This is a genomic window from Dolichospermum circinale AWQC131C (assembly GCF_000426905.1).
In the GTDB taxonomy this organism is placed as follows: domain Bacteria; phylum Cyanobacteriota; class Cyanobacteriia; order Cyanobacteriales; family Nostocaceae; genus Dolichospermum; species Dolichospermum circinale.
Genome location: NZ_KE384615.1, coordinates 5,700 through 22,874 on the forward strand (window position 1 = coordinate 5,700; position 17,175 = coordinate 22,874).

12 protein-coding genes are annotated in these 17,175 nt (G+C 37.6%); 4 read left to right on the forward strand and 8 right to left on the reverse strand.

The window, feature by feature from the left end:
- Positions 1-79: 79 nt before the first annotated feature.
- The 3 genes from def to ACIR131C_RS0112395 all read right to left on the reverse strand — a co-directional run bounded on the left by def (position 80) and on the right by ACIR131C_RS0112395 (position 3,415).
- Complete coding sequence (def, locus tag ACIR131C_RS0112385) at positions 80-613, reverse strand: peptide deformylase (RefSeq protein WP_028090449.1); 534 nt, start codon at positions 611-613, stop codon at positions 80-82.
- 568 nt (positions 614-1,181) lie between these two features.
- The gene (locus ACIR131C_RS0112390) at positions 1,182-2,114 is read right to left on the reverse strand and encodes an RpnC/YadD family protein (RefSeq protein WP_028090450.1); all 933 of its coding nucleotides are present in this window, start codon (positions 2,112-2,114) and stop codon (positions 1,182-1,184) included.
- Positions 2,115-2,161: 47 nt separating this feature from the next.
- Complete coding sequence (locus tag ACIR131C_RS0112395; protein ID WP_028090451.1) at positions 2,162-3,415, reverse strand: HhoA/HhoB/HtrA family serine endopeptidase; 1,254 nt, start codon at positions 3,413-3,415, stop codon at positions 2,162-2,164.
- A gap of 597 nt (positions 3,416-4,012) precedes the next feature.
- Between ACIR131C_RS0112395 and ACIR131C_RS0112400 the strand changes: the two genes are divergently transcribed.
- Together ACIR131C_RS0112400 and ACIR131C_RS0112405 are read left to right on the forward strand one after the other, a co-directional pair.
- The gene (locus tag ACIR131C_RS0112400; RefSeq protein ID WP_028083881.1) at positions 4,013-4,231 is read left to right on the forward strand and encodes a DUF4327 family protein; all 219 of its coding nucleotides are present in this window, start codon (positions 4,013-4,015) and stop codon (positions 4,229-4,231) included.
- 206 nt (positions 4,232-4,437) lie between these two features.
- Positions 4,438-4,689: a Uma2 family endonuclease gene (locus ACIR131C_RS0112405; protein ID WP_028090452.1), complete on the forward strand. Its 252-nt coding sequence runs from the start codon at positions 4,438-4,440 to the stop codon at positions 4,687-4,689.
- On the opposite strand, the gene ACIR131C_RS0112410 is transcribed toward ACIR131C_RS0112405, so the two are convergent.
- The 3 genes from ACIR131C_RS0112410 to ACIR131C_RS0112420 form a co-directional block, all read right to left on the reverse strand.
- Positions 4,675-5,931 carry an FHA domain-containing serine/threonine-protein kinase gene (locus ACIR131C_RS0112410; RefSeq protein ID WP_028090453.1) on the reverse strand — a complete coding sequence of 419 codons (1,257 nt, stop codon included), beginning with the start codon at positions 5,929-5,931 and terminating at the stop codon, positions 4,675-4,677. The genes ACIR131C_RS0112405 and ACIR131C_RS0112410 overlap by 15 nt on opposite strands.
- A 29-nt stretch (positions 5,932-5,960) precedes the next feature.
- Positions 5,961-7,154, reverse strand: coding sequence for a serine/threonine phosphatase (locus tag ACIR131C_RS22650; protein WP_035371963.1), 1,194 nt, complete (start codon positions 7,152-7,154; stop codon positions 5,961-5,963).
- 222 nt (positions 7,155-7,376) lie between these two features.
- Positions 7,377-7,961 carry a pseudouridine synthase gene (locus ACIR131C_RS0112420; RefSeq protein ID WP_028090454.1) on the reverse strand — a complete coding sequence of 195 codons (585 nt, stop codon included), beginning with the start codon at positions 7,959-7,961 and terminating at the stop codon, positions 7,377-7,379.
- 65 nt (positions 7,962-8,026) lie between these two features.
- On the opposite strand from ACIR131C_RS0112420, the gene ACIR131C_RS0112425 reads away from it, so the two are divergent.
- Together ACIR131C_RS0112425 and dnaK are read left to right on the forward strand one after the other, a co-directional pair.
- A complete protein-coding gene (locus ACIR131C_RS0112425) occupies positions 8,027-8,899 on the forward strand; it encodes a phosphodiester glycosidase family protein (protein ID WP_028090455.1) in 873 nt (290 codons plus the stop codon).
- Between the two features lie 979 nt (positions 8,900-9,878).
- Entirely contained in the window at positions 9,879-11,777 is a 1,899-nt protein-coding gene (gene dnaK, locus ACIR131C_RS0112430; RefSeq protein WP_028090456.1) for a molecular chaperone DnaK, read from the forward strand.
- Between the two features lie 519 nt (positions 11,778-12,296).
- On the opposite strand, the gene ACIR131C_RS0112435 is transcribed toward dnaK, so the two are convergent.
- Together ACIR131C_RS0112435 and ACIR131C_RS0112440 are read right to left on the reverse strand one after the other, a co-directional pair.
- Complete coding sequence (locus ACIR131C_RS0112435; RefSeq protein ID WP_028090457.1) at positions 12,297-14,921, reverse strand: trans-splicing intein-formed DNA polymerase III subunit alpha N-terminal partner DnaE-N; 2,625 nt, start codon at positions 14,919-14,921, stop codon at positions 12,297-12,299.
- Between the two features lie 284 nt (positions 14,922-15,205).
- The gene (locus tag ACIR131C_RS0112440) at positions 15,206-17,035 is read right to left on the reverse strand and encodes a P-loop NTPase fold protein (protein WP_028090458.1); all 1,830 of its coding nucleotides are present in this window, start codon (positions 17,033-17,035) and stop codon (positions 15,206-15,208) included.
- Positions 17,036-17,175: the final 140 nt, after the last annotated feature.

Genomic DNA, 17,175 nt, shown 5'->3' on the forward strand with positions numbered 1-17,175 from the left:
AATTACCCATTACCCATTACCCATTACCCATTACCCATTACCCATTACCAATTACCCATTACCAATTACCCATTACCCATTACCCATTACCCATTACAGATTTCTGATATTCTTCTTCACTAATTAAATCATGATTATTTTCCACACGATCTAAAAATACTAATCCTTCCAAATGATCATACTCATGTTGAAAAATTCGGGCAATAAAATCCGTTAATTCTTGTTTTTGGAAATTACCATAACGGTCTGTATATTCAACTTCAATTGTTTGATATCTAGGAACTAAACCCCTAATTCCCGGAACACTTAAACAACCTTCCCAACCTTTGACTATTTCCGAAGAATGGGCAATAATTCGGGGGTTGATCATTGCGGTGGGCTGCATTTCCGGTGCGTGGGGATATCTAGCATTAGGACGGGAAGCGACGATAAATAAACGGTATGATGCTGCTATTTGTGGTGCAGCAATTCCCACCCCATTAGCTTGAGCAACTGAGGTAATTAATTCATCAATCAGGTTTTGAATTTTTTCATCTTGAATATTCTCAACCGCAGCCGCTTTTTGTCGTAATATCGGATTACCTAATTTAATGATTGGCGCTAATTTTAACATTTTCAAATCTCTATGTTTTTCTCATATCAAATTTCATTATCGCCGTTTTGACGATTATACCATTGATGATGTGCGATCGCCTTCCGATAGCGTCCCCTTGTACCTCCCACGAGTTACCGCCTCATGAAGCACTGCACAGCCAGAGAACACGGAAGAACACAGAAGGGGGTTTGAGGAATATTGTCCGTCCAAAAAGGTTTCTGGGAGGTAGTTCTGGGATTGTGATGATCACTAGATGGAATAAAAAAAATGGAAGAAAAAATTATAAATAAATCAGGACTTACGCAAAATATTCCTCAAACTCTTATTCCTCTGTGTTCTCTGTGCCTGGAGTGGTTCGTTATTCAGTGACTCGTGCGTAAGTCCTATAAATAATTCAGAACCACCTAACCGCCTGGGAATAAATTCCCAGTCTCATAGCAAAAGTCATCTCAAGATGACTAAAAGAACTAGAAAATTTTCTGCCTAAATTTAGTTAGTTTACTTTAGTAAACTTGAGCTATTAGCCTGGAAATTCATTTCCAGACGGGTCTGTAAGCCAAACAAATAAGCCACTTATACTGCTAATTCACACAAATCTAGCTAATAATTCCTCACGGGATAACTGTAAAAGCAAAGGAGTAAATTCTTCTCTATTCATAGCAATCAGAGGGTTGATAATTGTTGTTAATTGTGAATCAACTTCCCCAAAACGCACTTGCAAGATACTTTCAATCATAGCGCGTCGTTCTCTTTCTATCCCTTTATCAAGTCCTAGTTTTTCTCCTTCTTGTCGTTCTTGTTTTTTAATCTCTTCTAACTGTTGTTGATACATTTGGGATAATTTCATAATTAACTCCTGATCATCTTGATCAATATCGTGTTCCTGACGCTGACGAGCCGATAACACAGCAATTAAGTTATGTACTAATTCTATAATATCCCCAAGGAACGGACTATTATTTGCTAGTGCTTCTAATTCTTCCACTGCTTGTCTTTGTACTTTTCCCCTCCCTAAAACCCTTAAAAACAGTGTTTCGGGTGTACTGGGTAGTTGATGAATCACCACAACTACGGTTTTTAATCCTGTTGATAAAAAATAAATGCCTTTTCCCCAGTTTGTTTCATCTAGAGTACCATTAAAACTCTCTAGTATATCTACTGATGCTGTTGGCGTAAAAATCCATAGTTGGGCTAATTCAGTTTCATTGATTCGCGTCTCATTGCGTTTAGCTTGCCGTTCTAAATCCGCATGAATGTCAAATAATTTACCTATACAACTGCGAATTTCACTTCTGCTGACAGGATTACGGAATGGTTCAAATATGGCATAATTTGTGGCCATTCTCCCCAACAACCCTAGTTTTTCTAGGCTTTGTGACGGTTGTGGGTCAGGAATAAATAATAGGTCAATTTGTCTAACTTCTGCGGTAATATCTTTACTGGTTTCTACTTGTCCATAAGGTGTTAATAGTTCTGTTAGATATTGTTTTGCGAATTGATCATGTATAAAGCGCGTCATCTGATTTTAATTCTAGATATCCTGATTCTAATAGTTTTTAAGGAATTTTATTCCTTAGAAACTGGTAAAGGTGCGGGTTTAACTAAAACTTGAAAAGTTCTGCCATTCCGCTCTACTTGCACTTGTAAAGGAATACCAATTTTACTATTTTCTACTAATTTTTGCACCTCATCAACTTTCAAAACTGCTTGATTATTAATACTTTTAATCACGTCTCCTGGCCTTAGTCCAGCAATGGCTGCGGGTGAGTTGGGAACAACTCTAACTAATAAAATTCCTTGATTTGCGGCCAAATTTATTTTATCACCAAATCTAGTAGTTATTTTTTCCTTGACTTCCGGTGTGAGTGTTACCATTTGTATTCCCAAATATGGATGATCAACTCTACCTTTAGTAATTAATTCTTCAGCAATTTTTTGGACTGTATTAATAGGAATAGCAAATCCTAAACCCTGAGCGCCTTGAATAATTGCTGTATTCATGCCAATAACTTCACCACGGGCATTTAATAATGGTCCACCGGAGTTTCCGGGGTTAATTGCTGCGTCTGTTTGCAGATAATCAACGCGCTTATCACTCGCACCAATATCACTACTAGAACGATCTGTGGCGCTGATAATCCCAGAGGTGACAGTATTATTTAAACCCAGGGGATTACCAATAGCAATCACAGCTTCTCCTGGTTGTAAGGTGTCAGATTTACCTAAAGCTAGGGTGGGTAATTTATTCGCATCAATTTGAATAACCGCCACATCTGTGACTGCATCTTCTCCTAATACTTTACCTTTAAAAGTTCGGCCATCTTTAAGGGTAACTGTAACTGAATCAGCACCGTCTACAACATGAGAATTAGTGAGAATTTGTCCAGATGAATTAATTATAAACCCAGAACCGCTTCCTCTTTCTACTCTTGATCTGGGTTGTGATGGAATTACATTACCAAAAAAGCCACGAAAAAAGGGATCAGAAAATTCGTCAGGAACTTGAGTAGTAACGGTTCTAGTTGAATCAATGCGAACTACAGCATTACCGGTTTTTTGGACTACTTTAACGACAAAGTTAGGATCTCCAGAGGAAGAAAAGATCGGAGGAGGAGCAATTTCTGTTGGTACGGTGGTTTTTTCTCCTTGGTCGTTACTGTTTTCTACGGAGGTGGTTTTCTTTAAACTGTTGCAACCTCCCAGCATGAAAACGATTACACCACAGGCTGCAATCCATTTTTTTGCCTTATTTCCCCATTTTTCCCCTAAAAACCTGGTATTAATATTTTTAGCTGCTAATTTATGATTATTGATTTTCATCGTCTTTCTGCTCAAAAAATATTGAAGGTAAATTGCTAAGTTTATCAGATCATCAAGCCTTTGCCCTTAATTCTGTGGACGTACCCAGCGCCAGAGGCCTCACCTCAACAAGTTTTTTCAGAAAAAGGCAACTTTTGGTACAATCCTAAAAACAACTGTGTCTAAAACACTTGCCATTATTCCATAGATATGTTCTAATATGTTAAGAATCAAAATAAACGAAATATAATATGCAGCCTGACCGCCGCAAAGATGAACAACCTGGTTAACTATCTTTCACACAAAACATTTATTCCACAACTAAATTTGAAAAATTCGTGTCAATCTTCTCTAACTGCGTTATGATAACTATCACAGGACTAAAAATCTTGTAGACTGCATATCCTCACTACTAGTTGCCTAATTGGCCTTTAGTGGTAGTAATTACCGTACAAAACCGTATTCTCCAGCAATTTACACTTCACCAGTTATGGTACAATAAAAAAGTTAGAACTAGCTTTGCCAAACCATAATTGCTCCACGCACAGGTAATAATTGCTAGTGGAAAACTGTTTTAATCAAGCATTTACACACAAAAATCTGAAATATACCAAGGTTATGATTCAGCAAGTAATTCACCCAATGGTGAAATTGCAACGCAACGTGCAATCACTCATAGAATCCAATATTATCAAGTCCGATGATAAAATTTGGAAAATTGCCTTACTTTATGGCGATGAGTGGCAATATTGGAAACAAGAGTTGTTAGACTTTGGATTTAGCACTCAAGATCCAATTAGCGATTTATTAGCGGTAGAAACATGGGACGACGAATAAACATTTATTGTATACCAGCGATTTCTCTGTAATACAGACTGGCGCAAATACCCCTACCCGTAGCATAGCAATGGGCTTGCATCTCATTGTTATTGCTTTACTGGTGGGTGAAATTTTTCCATGACTCTATTATGGATTTAGCACAATAAAAATAGACGATTCAGTATCCTAACATACTCACGCATCTTGATGAAGGCAGATAAATTATGATTCAAGCCTTGTCAAAAACCAATAGTGATGATGAAGAAATGGGAATTAAAGAATACTGGATTGTTGATTATCAACCTTTTGGCGCTTCTAAATTAGTTGCTGAACCAAAAGAGCCGACTATAGCAGTTTGTTCTTTAACAGGTGATGAGTATCAAATAAAGCAGTTTACAGACAATGATCAAGTAATTTCACAAGTTTTCCCTAAATTGAACCTCACCGCTAACCAAATTCTTCTATTTGCTGACTGATTTTAATGCCTGAGCTAACTCTTGTGCGGTATGATAACGACGCGCCGGTAGAGGTTCAGTAACGCATTCAATCACCTGTCTTAACTGGCTACTAATGGCGGGTATACCCCTAACATCAAAGCGAAAATTTCGCCCCTGTTGACGATAGAATTTTACAGGATTTTCCCCAGTTAATAAAAAAATCAGCGTTGGACCAATAGCATATAAATCAGATTGGGTAAGAGGTTGTCCGCGTTCCTGTTCAGGGGCGCAATAACCTACAGCGCCGATTCTCGTCCCCGGTTTTGTGCCAATTTCCTTGACAGCGCCAAAATCCAAAACCACAATACTATTATTACTACCTCGCACCATTAAATTAGCTGGTTTAATATCCCTGTGAATTAGTGGCGGTTCTTGGCCATGAAGATAATCTAAAATATCACAAGTTTGTACCATCCAGGCGATCGCTTGTGGAGGTGTCACAGGTCCGGTTAAAGAAATTCGTTTTTCTAGATCTTGTCCGTGAATTAATTCCATGGCCAAGTATTTTTTACCATCTTCCACAAAGAAATCATAATACTTAGGAACTCCCTCATGATTCAGGTATTTGAGAATACTTGCCTCTCTTTCAAATAACTCTCGTGCTTTGGGAATTTTTGCCATGTCAGCATTCATTTCTTTTAATACCAGCAATTGTGTTACATTAGTAGTTTCACCTGTAGCATCCGCAGCTAAATAGGTAGTACCCATACCACCTTTTCCCAGCGTACGTATGATTTGATAATGGCGAATAGTCTTTTGGATGAGAATAGGTTGGCCACAATGAACACAAAATACATTTCCCGGATCATTTCCCTCATGGGTGCAACGAGAAGCGGAAGATAGGGGTTTTATAACCTGATTAATTTCCCCAACCAGGGACGATAAAGGGGGAGCAATTACGGGAGATAATTTCTGAATTTGTACCTGGATTAAAGGTCCACCTATCGCCAATTGCAGGAGAGAATTATCTGTGAGTATAGACCTGGTAATTAAACTACCATTCAGGAAAGTCCCATTAGTGCCTTGACTAATGATTTCCCAATTGTCACCTTTAGGATTAGTAATCAATCTTAGTTCTAAATGATACCTAGAAACAGAACTATCACTCAAGACAATGTGATTATCTACCGCTCGACCAATACGAACGACAGTAGAATCCTCAAAGTGCCACTGCTGGAGCGGTGTTTTTGTGATTTTTTCCAATAGAGTTAAAGTAATCACAATACAACCTAAAACCTCAGAACAAAAAACTAAATTGATGACAAAGCGGGTTGAGATGGAGAGACTATTACTCGTACAAGTATAGCCGTAATGTTATCATGACCATTATATTCATTGCCCAACTCAATTAAATCCTGAATACCCATTTCTAAGTCACTATCATAACTCAATAAAGGTTGAAGATGAGTTTGCCAGTGATTTTCTAAGCATTCATTATCTGATAAACCATCTGATACCAACAGCAGAAGCATATCTTCATGAATATCCAGAAAAGATACATCGGGATAGAGGTAATCTTGATCACGCGGACCAAGAGCCTGAGTGAGTTGGTAAGCATCGGCACGGCCATAAGCTATAGTTGGTTCTACACCCCTGGAAATTTCCCGTTGAGCGACTTCATGATCTATAGTTAATTGTACTAATCCTTCCCTATGAGTTAGGTAATAAATACGACTATCTCCCACATGAGCGATCGCTGCTTGATGATCCTGAAGTAACAACATTACCAAAGTAGTACCCATGCGCCCCATTCCCGAACGGGCTTGTTGTTGATTCAGGTCATAAATGGCTTGGTTAGCTAAATAAACCGCCTCTTTAATACTTTCCTGGTTAGGTAATTCCGCGCTAGTCCAGGTTTCTTGGAAGTATTTACGGATAGTATTCACAGCTAATTTACTGGCCACTTCACCTCCCGCATGACCACCCATACCATCACAGAGAATATACAAACCCGTCTTTGTCAGAATAGCACCTTCTGGTAATTCTTGTTTGTGAACTTTGCTATCAATAGCAAAATAGTCTTCATTATGATTTCGTTGACGACCAGTATCAGTATAGGCCGCATATTCCCAACTAACTAACGGAGGGGATAGCGGTATATTTGTCATCTGATCACTGACAATTCTGTCTTCCGTTTGATTGTCAAATTGTAAGATAGTCAGCGAAGAATCAGGATTTTCTCCAGACAATACTTCCACCGTATCCGTGGATATTTCTGACATAGACAACAGAGAACAAGTAGTTTCTGATTGTGTCAGAGTTTGCACCTGTTGAGACTGAATATCTCTTAACGGCATATTCCCATCGTAAAAACGATTTGTCTCTGATACAATATCGTTATTAGCATCAAGGCGGATTTTATCAGTTAAGGAAGTGCCACAATTTTGACAGAATTTATTATGATCAGAGTTGGGAAATGTACACTGGGGGCAAATCAGCATCATAGAAGTTCCTTGATTTTCCTGTTTCAGGAATCAATTGACATTGATAATATATGAGATAATACTGGTATTTTACCTAAGGGCAAAATTCACAAAAGCTTGATTCCTAGATTGGTTTTAAGTATGTTAACGTAGTGTGCTATAGGCACAAACCCTTGGATTTTAATGCGATCAACCCAACCTATCAAAAAATAGCGAAGGTATTGAGTATTACCATAGATTAATTTACTTTTCCGGTGCATAATTAAGCCTAGTGAGTTCTGTGGGAGTAAGTTCTCGCCATTGTCCTGGTGCTAAATCATGTAATTGAATATTAGCAATACTCACCCGAATCAATCGCAAAGTTGGAAAACCCACAGCAGCCGTCATACGACGAACTTGGCGGTTTTTGCCTTCAGTGAGGGTAATTTCCAGCCAAGCCGTGGGAACACTTTTACGAAATCTAATGGGGGGAGTACGTTGTGTCACCGATGGTTCTTCTAACAATAACCTAACTTGGGCAGGGGCGGTGCAATAATCTTGAATTTTCACTCCAGTTTTTAACTGATTAATGGCATCTAGGGTAGGAATGCGTTCCACCTGCGCCCAATAGGTACGTTGATGACCAAAGCGGGGATGAGCGAGACGATGCTGGAACTGTCCATCATTTGTTAACAAAAGTAGTCCTTCACTATCCCAGTCCAAACGCCCCACAGGATAAACGTCGGGAACATCTATATACTGTTTGAGAGTGATATGTTGAGGACTTTCTTGAGTAAATTGGCTCAGGACTCCATAGGGCTTGTGAAAAATGATATAGCAATTATTCATAAAATATAGGAGTCAGGAGTCAGAAGAAAGAAGAAAGAAGAAATCAGAGTTAATAAAAATCAATTATGCCAGTTAATAAAATCAGCCGTAGATCCTTTTTATTTCTGAGTGGAGCAACCTTAGCACAGGGATTAACAATCACATTACCCAGTTACGTCCAAGCTGTACAGGTCAACAAAAGTCAAATTAATGGTATCCCTTTTTATCAGACCATAGTTGACCTCACAGACCCAAAAAACTTAATCACAATGGGTTTAGCCAAAAATGCCAGCTTTGCTAACACAATTCAAAAAACCAGTGGTGATGAAGAATTTAATAAATTAGTGCTGCGTTATGGGGCTACAGTAGTGGCCAACGGTACATTTTCCGCCAAAAATCCCCAAAAAACAGTTATGGGTAACATGATAGCAGGGGGAAAATTTCTCAAATACCGTCCTTGGGAAAACTTTGGTACTACTCTGGGGTTAGGAATTGGCAACAAACCGGAAATAGTCACAGCAAGAGTAGACGGTAGACCAGAATGGAATAAACATTGGTTTTCCCTAACTGGTGGACCGAGACTATTGCGACAGGGGGAAATTTGGCTCAAGCCCAGAATTGAAGGTTTTAAAGATCTCTCTGTGTTGGGTAATAGCACTCGGACAGCCATTGGTTTTACCAAAGACGGCACAAAGCTTATTTTAGCGAACTTTGAAATCGCTCTCTCCTTGCAGGAAGAAGCGGAGGCAATGGAAGCCATAGGTTGTTACGAGGCCATGAATTTAGATGGTGGGGGTTCTAGAGCCTTAGCCACTAAAAATAGTATTTTAGTTCCTCCCAGCGGACCTTTAACTAATGTAATTGTCATTTATGATGCCACTAATCCTGCTCCTGCTGATTTACAACAGGCATGGTTGAGGTTTCAGAAGGGAGAACGCCCTCCCATACCTGCTTCATAAAATCAGGCAATTAGGTGAACGGAAAAAACCGACATAAGTAACCAAAAGTAAAGTTTCCCAAAACCTATTCCCTGTCCCCTGTTCCCTGTTCCCTGTTCCCTTGTCATAACGACAATTTTTCACGCCAACCTACTTAATTAAATTACCAATTACCACCCCTGAATACAGATTGAGGGGTATAATTTTCTCTCTTTAATTCTTAATTTTTAACTCCCTACAGGGCTTGACGGCAAATACGACTATAAAGTTACGGTTCACCCCAATTCCTGAAAGTATTAATTCTCATACATTAGTCAATGTGAACGCACATTAATCCATGAGATCACTAGACACATATATAATTTAAAATTCGCCGTTCCCTTGACGGTTCGGTAAACCACCCTTCGTGGCATGGCTACCACTGAGTTTATGTCAGTAACCCAGCCCTAAGGGGACTGAGCTTGCAAAAGTAATCAAGCAAGCTGTACTGACCAGTCTAAGTCTTCACTGACTACGTTTTTTGAGTCACGACACCGGGCGAATGCGTAGCTAGTTCCCTGCTCTGTCGCTTGTGATTAAACAGTTTCAAGGTAACAGAAACAGTGTTGCAAGCTCAAGCAAGCTCTTAAAACATTGACCAAAAATCTGCAATACAAGCCCCGTCCACTTCGGCAAGCTCAGTGCATCGCTTTTAGGACGGCTTTGTGTTAAAAATTTGGTTATAGTCGCCATAGGGCATTGGGAGACTTTAAACGGACATGGAGGGACGATAAGACCACTTGTGGCGTGTTCCAGTGAAGTGTTAAGAATCATCGCACCTTCAGGTCGGTGAGTATGTCAAGAAGCTAACATTACCCCAGAAATGGGAGGCTCTTCGGAGCAATACATTATGCGTACAAAGTTGGGAAATTTGAATTGGTTTGTTATTGACAGTTAGTTAATGCAATTTTATATTCTCTCTGAGTTCATTTAGTAATTTTATACGGAGTAAAAAACCAAAATGGCAAAAGTAGTTGGAATTGATTTAGGTACGACTAACTCCTGTGTGGCAGTAATGGAAGGTGGTAAACCCACAGTTATCGCTAATGCGGAAGGTTTTAGAACAACACCCTCTGTAGTAGCCTTTGCTAAAAATGGTGATAATTTAGTTGGTCAAATCGCTAAACGTCAAGCGGTAATGAACCCCGAAAATACTTTTTATTCTGTAAAACGCTTTATTGGTCGTCGTTATGACGAAATCACTAATGAAGCTACAGAAGTTTCCTATAAGGTTCTTGGTAGCGGTGGTAACGTTAAAGTAGATTCTCCTGGTGCTGGTAAACAATTTGCTCCTGAAGAAATATCCGCCAAGGTTCTCCGCAAATTAGTGGAAGATGCTAGTAAGTACCTGGGGGAAACTGTTACCCAAGCAGTAATTACCGTTCCCGCTTATTTCAATGACTCCCAACGTCAAGCCACTAAGGACGCTGGTAAAATCGCTGGTATTGAAGTATTACGGATTATCAACGAACCTACTGCTGCTTCTCTAGCTTATGGTTTTGATAAGAAGAGCAATGAAACTATCCTAGTATTTGACTTGGGTGGTGGTACTTTTGACGTATCTGTTCTGGAAGTTGGTGATGGTGTATTTGAGGTATTATCAACCTCTGGTGATACTCACTTAGGTGGTGACGACTTCGATAAAAAAATCGTTGATTTCTTGGCAGAAAAGTTCAAAAAAGATGAAGGTATTGACCTCCGTAAGGACAAACAAGCTTTACAACGTTTAACAGAAGCGGCAGAAAAAGCTAAAATTGAACTTTCTAGCGTTACCCAAGCGGAAATTAACCTACCATTTATCACCGCTACCCAGGATGGACCAAAGCATTTAGATACAACTCTCACCCGTGCCACTTTTGAAGAACTCTGTTCTGATTTAATTGACCGTTGCCGCATTCCGGTGGAAAATGCTCTCAGAGACGCGAAATTAAATAAAAGCAATATTGACGAAGTTGTCCTCGTTGGTGGTTCTACTCGGATTCCTGCTGTTCAGGATGTGGTTAAGCGAGTTCTAGGTAAAGATCCTAACCAAAGCGTTAACCCTGATGAGGTAGTGGCTGTTGGTGCTGCTATTCAAGCGGGGGTTTTAGCAGGTGATGTTACAGGTATCTTATTGTTAGATGTAACACCATTGTCTTTAGGTGTGGAAACCTTGGGCGGTGTCATGACTAAGATTATCCCTCGTAACACTACAATTCCCACCAAAAAATCAGAAGTGTTCTCTACTGCTGTAGACGGACAAACTAATGTGGAAATTCACGTTCTCCAAGGTGAGAGAGAATTTGCTAATGATAACAAGAGTTTAGGTACTTTCCGTTTGGATGGTATTCCTCCTGCTCCTCGTGGTGTTCCCCAAATTGAAGTTACTTTTGATATTGACGCTAACGGTATTCTCAACGTTGCTGCTAAGGATAAGGGTACTGGTAAGGAACAATCTATTAGTATAACAGGTGCTTCTACTCTTGACAAGAATGATGTAGAACGCATGGTCAGAGAAGCTGAGAAAAATGCTTCTTCTGATAAGGAGCGCCGTGAAAAAATTGAACGCAAAAACCAAGCTGATACTTTAGCTTATCAAGCAGAAAAACAGTTACAAGAATTGGGTGATAAAGTCCCCGCTGCTGATAAGACTAAGGTTGAGGGTTTAGTTAAAGAAGTTCGGGACGCTATAGCCAAGGAAGATGATGCTCAAATCCAGAAATTAACACCAGAACTGCAACAAGCTCTCTTTGCTATTGGTAGTAATATTTACCAACAAGCTGGTGGTGACGCTGGTGCTGCTGGCGCTCAATCCCCCGGTGGTGGTTCTGCTCCCTCTGGTGATGATGTCATTGATGCTGATTTTACCGAAAGTAAGTAGTTTTACGAAGGTCGCATCCCTGCGGCTCTGATTTAATTAATACCCACCAGTAGTAAAACTGAGTGGGTATTTTTTTATGCCAAAATTAACTAATTTATACTATTAATTTATACTAAGATAGTTCTTCCTTATCAATTTCATCATAACAAATTTAAAAGCAAATGTCAACCCCTACATCTTCTTTATTATAGATGGGGTTTTTTAGTCAGAGTTTTGGGAATTTATACAATACCATCCAACTAAGAACTTACAGCACTTCCCGGTGTTATGAGGTACATATCTAGCGGGCAAGACTTGTACTGAGCTTGCCGAAGTATGCCCGCACTACAAGAGTTTCATGATTCAACTTTGTACCTCATAAGAGCGGAAACCGCTGTATTATTCTCTTTTCTCTGTGTTCTCTGTGACTCTGTGGTTCGTTTTCAAAAAGAGTTTTGGGATTAACTGGATTGATTTGTAAATTCCCTCGTAACAATTCAGGGAACAGGGAATAGATATTTTTCTGCTCCTTGTCTTCTGCTATAAATCTGCCAATTGTAATAGATCTAATCCTTGGGTAAAAATATCATCAATGGGTAACATTTCCCCTGCTTCAGTCATAAAATTATGGTCTTTTGTCGCGCGAATAATTGCCCCATTTTCTAATAAATATTCATAGACTTCTTGCTGTCCGCGATAATGCCATTGGGCAATAGGTTGAGTATAAAGTATGCCATTGCTATCAACTGTATAAACCCGACACTCAATTTGTTTTTCCACAATTTCCCCAATTTCTAAAAAACCATATTCCACAGTTAAAATTTCTGTATCATAACTTAAACAATATTCGGCAAATTTTAACATATCCCCAAATAAATGTTCAGCAACTTGGGATTTTACACCATTTTTTGCAGAACCATCAATAAAATTTTGCTTTTGTTTTTCCATTTCTGCAACTTTCTTTTTACCCATAGCGCGACGGAGTAAATCAGCTTGTCCTAAACTATAACCTGCCATGTCTTGAGCAATTTTCATAATTTGCTCTTGATAAACCATGATTCCATAGGTTTCATTTAATATCGGTTCTAAAATTTGAGTATCATATTCAATTTCTTCTCGTTTATGTTTACGATTAATAAATTTAGGAATTAATCCGGCATCTAATGGTCCAGGACGATAAAGTGCGAGAATAGAAGAAATATCTTCAATATTAGAAGGTTTCAAATCTCGCACTATTTGTTTCATTCCTGAAGACTCCAATTGAAATATGCCTTCTAAATCACCTGCTTCTAATAGTGAATAAGCTTTAGTCACATCTTTTGGTAAGCTGGTATGTTCACCCTTAGCTAATATTTTTTGTGCCTTTCTTTCCTGTTTTGTGATTTCATCGGGATCAATACGATATCCTTGACTTTGTTCAATTAAATCAATGGTTTTTTGAATTAGGGTTAAGTTACGCAAGCCCAAAAAGTCCATTTTTAATAATCCCAAAGATTCCAAATCTTCCATGAAATATTGAGTAATTACAGAACCGTCATTATTGCGTTGGAGGGGAACAAGTTCATCTAATGGTTCTGCGGAAATAACCACACCAGCAGCATGAACACCGAAGGTTTTGTTAGTCCCTTCAATGCGCATGGCCATATCAATCCAGCGCCGTACGGTGGGATCATTATCATATTTGGCTTTAAATTCTGGTTCGGGAGTTTCATCGGAAATCATCACTTTCAATTTTGTAGGTTTACCCCGGACTACAGGAATCATTTTCGCCATTTTGTCAGATTCATTGTATGGAATATCTAACACTCTAGCGACATCTTTTAATACTGCTTTTGATGTCAGACGGTTAAAAGTAATAATTTGGGCTACTCTCTCAACTCCATATTTTTCAGTGACATATTCAATTACCTGATCTCGTTTATCAATGCAGAAATCTGTGTCAATATCCGGCATTGATTTACGTTCGGGATTGAGAAATCTTTCAAATAATAAACCATGATGTACAGGGTCAATATTCGTAATTCTCATAGCATAAGCTACTAAAGAACCTGCCGCAGAACCCCGTCCTGGACCAACGGGAATATTATTGTCTCGTGCAAATTTAATATAGTCCCAAACTACTAAAAAGTAGGTGGAAAATCCCATCTGCTGAATCATTTTTAATTCATATTCTAATCTTTCTTTATAGACTGGATCTACTTCGTTGCGAGATTTGCGATTTAATCTTTCTAAAAGTCCCAACCATGCAACCTCTTCTGCATAAGTATCTGCTGTATGTCCTGAAGGGATTGTGGGTGTGGGAATTTGTGGATCACCCATGATGTGATAAGGTTCAACTTTATCAGCAATTTCGACCGTTGTAGCGATCGCTTCGGCAATGATATCATCGGCTAAATGGTCACGGAATAGCTGGTGCATTTCCTCTGATGATTTGAGGTATTCTGTGCCGCTGTACCGCATTCTTTTATCTTCGCTAATGAGTTTACCTGTTTGAATACAAAGTAAGGCATCATGGGATTCTACATCAAAACAAGAGATAAAATGAGAGTCATTTGTGGCGATGAATTTAATGTTTAATTCCCTGGCAATTTTGACGATTTCTACATTGACAATTCGGTCTTCTTGAGAACCATGATCTTGAATTTCTAAATAAAAATCTTCACCAAATACTTCTTTATACCATTTCGCAATTTTCCTGGCTATATCTGGCCGATTACTGAGAATTGCTTGGGGAATTTCTCCTCCTAAACAAGCACTGGTGACTATTAACCCCTCCTTATATTGTTTGAGTAAATCCTTATTAATACAAGGACGGGAAAAAATGCCTTTACCTTGTACTCCTTGCAGGTGAGAAATGGTGGTGATTTTAACTAAATTTTTATAGCCTTGAGTATTTTTTGCTAATACGACTTGATGATATTTAGGACGACGTTCTTGTTTGTCAATTTCACCATTAATGATATACATTTCGTTGCCAATGATTGGCTTAATCGTCTTACTGCGGCAGATTTTGATCAGTTCCACAGCCCCATACATGACACCATGATCTGTGAGGGCGATCGCTTTCATTCCTAATGCGATCGCTCGATCTACCAATTCTGGTAGTTGACTAGCACCATCAAGCAAGCTGTAATCACTGTGAATATGTAAGGGAACAAAGGACATATTAGTATTTGGTAAAGTAAGGGGATTTTCAACTAACACTTTTTAGTTAATATCTTGTGCCTGGAAGGGAGTAATTAACCGGTTATGTTATAATTTAACATCAATGTTGCGGCTGTTATAGCTAATTTAATTTTAGGATATATGGTTTTGTAATTAGCCTGATAATAAGCATTTAGTAAGCTACTTAGTATTTAATATGCAAATCCAAATCTTCAAAAACTCTTGTGGGGTGGGCATCTTGCCCGCCCCCATTATATAACTTGAATGAATATATTTTTCAACCATTAATTTGTGTTATCACCATTACAAGTATTATCTATGTCTATATTGTAAAGATACTTAGCCCTAATTTTATTAATTCTAGTACATTCAGCTAATATGCAAATAGCTTGTTTTAAATTTTTGGGTGCAGGGTTATAATCGGAATCAATAACCCATTTAACCATATCAATTAATTCAGGATGCCCTTTTTGAAGCCATTGACAGTATTTATCAACAGTAAGACTTCTTAAAAATTCAATATCTTTTTGTAGTGTTAGTGATCTTGAAGAGGGATCAGAATTCATTATATTTTTCACTGCTGTAGTAATATCTAATGTTTGGTGATATTCATCAATTTTCTTGTTAAAAGATTCTTCCAAATCAGGATATTTACTCAGCTTATTTCTAAAGGCACTTAAATTTTCATAAGAATTAGATTCTAAGATATCCTTTAATATTTTTTCTAACAAAGGTTTTTCATATTTAGAAATATCACCTCCTAATACTGATGTAAATCTTGCAATTTCTTCAAATTTTGCAATACTTAAATTAAGATAATTCTGGTCAATAAAACTAATAATTCCATCTATAATATCTTGTTCATTATCTGCAAATGAGTTATAGTATTTAGACTTGTAAAGATTATTTGCAAGATCATTCAATTTTTTAATAATTTGATTGCTTTTTTCTCTTTCATTGAGAATATGACCTTTTTCTCTAAACTGCAACTCAATGGAATCAGATAATGGAGTATTAACCAACTGACTGATTAATTCATCTAGTTCTTCTAGATTGCTATAACCCATTTTTATTATTTTCATCTGAAATTCAAATTTCTTTCCAGCAGTTTCCCTATCTTCACCTTGAGATTTTTCATAATATTGTTGAGGAGTGTACGATAATGATAATATAATATCAATAGGATGGATACCATTAATAGACCAGCGTTTACAAAAGTCTGTGTCGAGTTTTGCGGCAGTAATAATAATACAATTTTTTATAACTTGATGACGTAAACTATCCTCCCAATTCTCCATTAAGGGAATAAGTTCCTTAATAAGCCATTCAGTTTTGCGTATAACTCGAATATTATTTGTTTCCGTCTCTTTAAAAACCTTTTTAATTATCTCTAGATAATCTAGATAATGATGATCCTTAAATCTGAAATCTAAGTTTTCATCAACTGTTGGATTAAGTGTAAATTCTCTATCAATTACTTTTTCTCGATAACGGTCTAATACTTTTTTATCTTCTAGCTCATCTTCATTATAAATTAGGATAATTTTGCATTTACGTTCTTGCACTAGATTCTCAACAAATCCAAGTATTTCTTCTAGAGGTATTTTAGATTTTCTTTCAAGATCATCAATACATATAATTGAATTTTCTCTAACTATTGAATTAAAAAATATCTCAAGTGCTAAATCACCAGCAATAGAAATTACTGAGCCTGATAGTCCACCCAAAATATCTAGTTTTGGTGTTTTCTCAATTTTTCCAAAGATGCGATTCAACCATTCAAAAAAAGTTTTTATATATTTATTTATAAAATTAAAAACTAATTCAGTTTTTGTTTGAGAAGATTGACTATCAGACTTTAGATCGTTTTTATAATTAGCTATTAACCTTGCTTTTAATTGTTCAATTGAAGAAATACCAAAGATAGAAACATAGTAATAATAGCTTTTTGTATGTTCATATAAAAAATTTTGTACTAGATGGGTTTTTCCAATACCCCATTTTCCATTAACAGCTAAAACGCTATAATCTTCATTTTTTAAAAATCTCTTGAGAATACTTTCAGCTTTTTCTCGATTAATTCTAGCATTTGCTTTATTTGTATTTTGAGTCATAAACTTTTTTAGTATCCAATGACAAAAACAAACATTTTTCTAATACATTAATTATCTTATCTTATATACCTTTGGCAGGCAAGATGCCCTGCCCCACAAGAGGGGATGTAATAATTGAGGTTATTCTGAGCTTGGTTGCC